Origin of the sequence: Ruminococcus sp. N15.MGS-57 (assembly GCF_000980385.1) — a bacterium.
GTDB classification, from domain to species: domain Bacteria; phylum Bacillota; class Clostridia; order Oscillospirales; family Ruminococcaceae; genus Hominimerdicola; species Hominimerdicola aceti.
Window position 1 is genome coordinate 1 of sequence record NZ_LARF01000068.1, and the last position, 5334, is coordinate 5334.

Annotated in this window: 4 protein-coding genes, 1 tRNA gene and 2 rRNA genes; 4 read left to right on the plus strand and 3 right to left on the minus strand. The window is 42.5% G+C overall.

The window, feature by feature from the left end; all coding sequences use genetic code 11:
• The 3 genes from WS40_RS10035 to WS40_RS10045 form a co-directional block, all read left to right on the plus strand.
• A 23S ribosomal RNA gene (locus WS40_RS10035) occupies positions 1-339 on the plus strand; the annotation flags it as partial.
• 74 nt (positions 340-413) lie between these two features.
• A 5S ribosomal RNA gene (rrf, locus tag WS40_RS10040) occupies positions 414-530 on the plus strand.
• A gap of 45 nt (positions 531-575) precedes the next feature.
• Positions 576-651, plus strand: a tRNA-Asn gene (locus WS40_RS10045).
• 283 nt (positions 652-934) lie between these two features.
• Here the strand turns inward: WS40_RS10045 and WS40_RS10050 are convergent.
• The 3 genes from WS40_RS10050 to WS40_RS10055 form a co-directional block, all read right to left on the minus strand.
• Positions 935-1507 (minus strand): hypothetical protein, encoded by a 573-nt coding sequence (locus tag WS40_RS10050; protein ID WP_046442026.1) that lies wholly within the window; start codon positions 1505-1507, stop codon positions 935-937.
• Positions 1508-1598: 91 nt separating this feature from the next.
• Positions 1599-1949, minus strand: coding sequence for a hypothetical protein (locus tag WS40_RS11670; protein WP_278635384.1), 351 nt, complete (start codon positions 1947-1949; stop codon positions 1599-1601).
• A 101-nt stretch (positions 1950-2050) separates the two neighbouring features.
• Positions 2051-2806 (minus strand): tRNA threonylcarbamoyladenosine dehydratase, encoded by a 756-nt coding sequence (locus WS40_RS10055; protein ID WP_046442028.1) that lies wholly within the window; start codon positions 2804-2806, stop codon positions 2051-2053.
• Positions 2807-3032: 226 nt separating this feature from the next.
• Between WS40_RS10055 and WS40_RS10060 the strand changes: the two genes are divergently transcribed.
• Positions 3033-5183, plus strand: a complete 2151-nt coding sequence (locus WS40_RS10060) for a Tex family protein (protein WP_046442030.1) — start codon at positions 3033-3035, stop codon at positions 5181-5183.
• Positions 5184-5334 lie beyond the last annotated feature (151 nt).

Genomic DNA, 5334 nt, shown 5'->3' on the forward strand with positions numbered 1-5334 from the left:
ATTAAAGCGGTACGCGAGCTGGGTTCAGAACGTCGTGAGACAGTTCGGTCCCTATCTGTCGTGGGCGTAGGATATTTGCAAGGAGCTGTCCCTAGTACGAGAGGACCGGGATGGACGCACCTCTGGTGCACCAGTTGTCACGCCAGTGGCACAGCTGGGCAGCTATGTGCGGAACGGATAAACGCTGAAGGCATCTAAGCGTGAAGCCGCCCTTAAGATAAGATATCCCTTCTGTTTACAGAGTAAGACCCCTTGAAGACTACAAGGTTGATAGGCTCAAAGTGTAAGCACGGTGACGTGTTTAGCTAGCGAGTACTAATCGGTCGAGGGCTTAACCTTATTGGTTATGACTACTCCTTTTAACCAACAGCTTTTTCATTATTCAATTTTGAGGATTCGTTCCTCTTCACTTAGTCGGTGGCGTTTGAGTTGAGGTCACACCTGTTCCCATGCCGAACACAGTAGTTAAGCTCTTCTTCGCCGAAAATACTTGGATGGTAACGTCCCGGTAAGATAGGGTGCTGCCGACACCTTACTAAACAGAGAAGATAATATTCTTCTCTGTTTAGTCATATTCCTCCTTAGCTCAGTCGGTAGAGCATTCGGCTGTTAACCGAAGGGTCGTTGGTTCGAGTCCAACAGGGGGAGCCAGAGAGCTGTAGCTTTTGTTATGGCTCTTTTTTTTGTCTATATGCTTTTGTGTCAACGAAAGCGGTTAGAGTGTAATGTTCGCCTTTAATCGTTTATTTATGCCTTTTCTCGGCTTAACTACAAGAGTAGTTTATATATGTATGGAAGTAGGGCTTCCGTATGCTTACACTAATGTAGGTGTACGGAAGTCCTTTTTTGTTGCACAAAATCTTTAAGTAGAAAAAATCACAGCACCCGTTATGAGTGCTGTGATGAGGGAGCTGTTCGATAAATGGGAAACTATTTATGGATTGTCTTTGATTTCAATTTCTACTGAATAATCAACATCTTTTGAGTTGAGGTCTGCAAGCAGAATAGTATTATTATCAAAAGGGACTATTTCAATGTTGCCTTTTCTTTTGCATTTATCAATAAGTAAAAATTTCTTTCCATTTTGATCTGTACAAACAGCATATAACAGCTTAGGCACTTTGAGTTCATAAACTAAATTCGTAATATACGGCTGTACCCATTCTTCATTTCTTTCAGAAATTCTGATACGTAATTCTTTTGATTCATCACTGATGCGTTTTTCAAAATTCTGCTGCATATATATCTTTTTGAATTTTTTGTTGTTATAATAATCCATAATCAATACATATGGCAGGAGCCACAAACCATAATCAATGAAGCCCAGAAAAGCTAACCATTTAATAGGAGAGAAGAGAAATGCAACAGCAAGAATAAACCCACCGAAAAATGGAAATCCAGATATGTGTTTTTTGCTTTTTTTGCTTTGATATAATGTGGCATATGTAACAGCTATCAAAAATACTCCGATTATTCCAAGCGTTATAGTCATGAGCCATTCTTGCATAACAGTTTTTCCTTTCTGAAAAATTCAAATAATAGTGCTGCGATAAGTGAATTGCTTGATAAATGGAAAGTAATAGTTGAGATAAATCTGATTAACATATATTGAAAACTGCTTTTAAATAGGCAGATATTCCGCCTGAAACAATGATACAAATTAAAGCAAGAGCTATATATAAAGCGATTATTACATACAAGTTTCGTTTCCCTTTAGTGATTGTTTTCCGAAAAATATAAATATATGATGGTAAGGATAATGCCAACCATATCAACAACTCAATGCAGCCAAATAATATTGAAACATCTTTTTCAGAGCCTAAATTATAACTATATCCTTTTGAATGACCTGTTATATCAAGAAAAATCCAGCCAAAGCATATTGGAAACGAAAATGCAATAATGCTTGTCCAAAGGAAATTAAGGCAATATATTATTCTATTTTTCATTCCTGTACTCCTTATCAACTGCTGATTTGTCAGGCAGTTTTCCCGACTGATTTTTAAAACCATTATACCACAGCTGATCAATGGTTCGTCCTTTGTTTGTATTATTTCTTAGCCAGATCTTTAATAACTTCTCCTGCAACGATAAGTCCCACCACTGACGGAACAAATGCTGTTGAGCCTGGAATATCACGGCGCACTGTGCATTTTCTTGCTGTGCCAGGAGGACAAATGCAGTCCTGACGGCATGAAATAGCCATATCTTCTATCGGTCTGATAGGCTGTTCCTCTGAGTAAACAACTTTAAGCGACTTTATACCAGCCTTTTTAAGCTCTCGTCGCATGACTTTCGCAAGAGGGCAGACCTTTGTCTGATAAATGTCCGCCACACGGAATGCTGTAGGGTCAAGCTTGTTGCCTGCACCCATTGAGGATATAACAGGCACGCCTGCGACGTCTGCTCGCTTTATTATCTCCAGCTTGCCTGTAACAGTGTCAATGGCGTCGATAACATAATCATACTGAGTAAAATCAAACTGATCCGCTGTGTCAGGCATATAAAAACACTTGTATGTGTTTACCTTTATGTCAGGGCAGATGTCGTGAACACGCTCCTCCGCCACGTCTACCTTGTATTTTCCTACTGTTTTTCTTGTGGCAATTATCTGACGATTGATGTTGGTCAGACACACTTTGTCATCATCTATAAGGTCAAGCTCGCCTACACCGCTTCGTGCAAGGGCTTCAACTGCATATCCGCCTACACCGCCTATGCCGAAAATCGCAACCCTGCTGTTGCTGAGCTTTTCCATTGCTTCTTTGCCGAATAAAAGCTCGGTTCTTGAAAACTGATTTAGCATATAAACACTCCTGAATACTGTTTTATTCTTTTATGATAACATATCCAAGCCCTTTTTTCAAGTGGATTTTTGCCTGCTTTTATTAATTTTCTGATTGATCCTATATGTATTATATAATGTCTTTGTTACAGTTTTCGACCGCATTTTCGTTGCTTTTTTATCGAAAATGTGCTATAATATTATATGTGATAATACGCAAAAAGTAATAAAAAGGATTGGTAAAAACATGGATATTAACAAGACCCTTGCGGAAGAATTTAAGCTCAGACAGGAGCAGATAGACAACACTGTTGCACTCCTTGATGACGATAAAACTATACCGTTTATTGCACGATACAGAAAAGAGCTTACAGGCTCGTTGGACGATCAGGTGCTTAGAGAGATCGCTGACAGGCTCACTTACCTGAGAAATCTCGAAAAACGTAAAGGCGAGATAATCTCTTCTATCACTGAGCAGGAGAAAATGACAGACGAGATAATGTCTGCTATCGAAAATGCAAAGACCCTTGTGGAGGTGGAGGATATCTACAGACCTTTCAAGCCGAAGCGTAAAACAAGGGCTTCGGTGGCAAGAGAAAAGGGGCTTGAACCACTGGCTGAACTTATCTTGACTCAGGATAAAAAATGCGACCCGCAGGTCGAGGGGTCAAAATTCATCAACGAGGACAAGGGCGTAAAGTCTGCGGACGAAGCTTTGCAGGGTGCAATGGATATAATCGCAGAGGATATCTCTGACGACGCTGACCTGAGAAAATACATAAGAACGCTGTTTTCACAGATAGGCGTGATAAGCTCAAAAGCGTCTGACGAGAATGCCGAGTCAGTGTACGAGAACTATTACGACTATGCCGAGGCTGTGGGAAAGATAGCAGGTCACAGAGTTTTGGCTTTGGACAGAGGCGAAAAAGAGGGCGTTCTGAAAGTATCAGTGAATGTCCCAGAGGGCGCAGGGGAGAGAGCCTGCGTGTCAAGATATGTGAAAAATAAGTCAGAGTGCGGACAGCTTGTTACGGCTGCTTGTGAGGACGGCTATAAAAGACTTATTTATCCGTCCATAGAACGTGAGATAAGGGCGGAGCTTTCGGCAAACGCTCAGGAGGGGGCAATAAAGGTGTTCTCCTCAAATCTCAGACAGCTTCTTATGCAGCCGCCTGTTAAAGACACTGTTACCCTTGGTCTTGACCCAGGATATGCTCACGGTTGTAAGACCGCTGTAGTGGACGCTACGGGCAAGGTGCTTGACACTGCGATAATCTACATTACTCCGCCAAAGAAGGATACAGAGCGTGCTAAGCGTATTCTGGCGGGCTTTATAAAGAAATATGGCGTTACGACTATCTCCATAGGCAATGGCACTGCTTCAAGAGAAACGGAGCAGTTCACAGCCGAGCTTATCAAAGAAATTCCGCAGAAAGTTTCTTACATGGTGGTGTCTGAGGCAGGCGCTTCTGTTTACTCCGCTTCCAAGCTTGCGGCTGAGGAGTTTCCTGAGTATGACGTTTCACTGCGTTCAGCAGTATCAATAGCACGCCGTTTGCAGGACCCTCTTGCAGAGCTTGTAAAGATAGACCCAAAGGCAATAGGTGTTGGACAGTATCAGCATGATATGCCAAAGGCGAGAATGGACGAGGCTTTAAAGGGCGTTGTTGAGGACTGCGTAAACTCAGTAGGCGTTGACCTTAATACGGCTTCATACTCATTGTTGTCATACATATCGGGCATAAATATGACAGTTGCAAAGAATATTGTTTCCTACCGTGAGGAAAACGGTGCTTTCACCGAAAGAAAGCAGCTTATGAAAGTTCCGAAGCTTGGAGCAAAGGCATTTGAGCAGTGCGCAGGCTTTTTGAGAGTGCGTGGCGGAAAAAATCCGCTGGATAACACGGCTGTTCACCCTGAGTCATACAAGGCCGCGCAGGCGCTTATTGATAGATGCGGGCTGAGCCTTGCGGACATGGGTGACGTAAAGCAGATAGCTGAGAAAGTCAATGCAATGGGCATGAAGAAGCTTGCCACAGATATCGGCATTGGTGTTCCGACGTTAAAGGATATAGTAGGGGAACTTGAAAAGCCGGGTCGTGACCCTCGTGACGAGTTGCCTCCACCGCTTATGAGAAGCGGCGACATCATGGAGCTTAAAGACCTGAAACCGGGCATGGAGCTTATGGGCACAGTGAGAAACGTTATAGACTTCGGAGCGTTCGTTGATATTGGTGTTCATGAGGACGGACTTGTACACATTTCTCAGATGTGCGACAGATATATAAAGCACCCTCTTGAGGTCGTAAAGGTCGGGGAGGTAGTTAAGGTTTGGGTACTTAACGTTGACCTGAAGAAAAAGCGTATTTCGCTTACTATGAAAAAGCCTAAGGTGTAGGGGGCTTGGCATAGGTTAAATAAGAACAAAGGCGCTGTAAAAAAGCGCAACAAAGCCCGTGGATTCCCTCAATATGGAAGCCCACGGGCTTTAATATATCACACAGCAAAAAAGAACTATCTAATCTTGAAAAAAGGGTACAGCAAACACA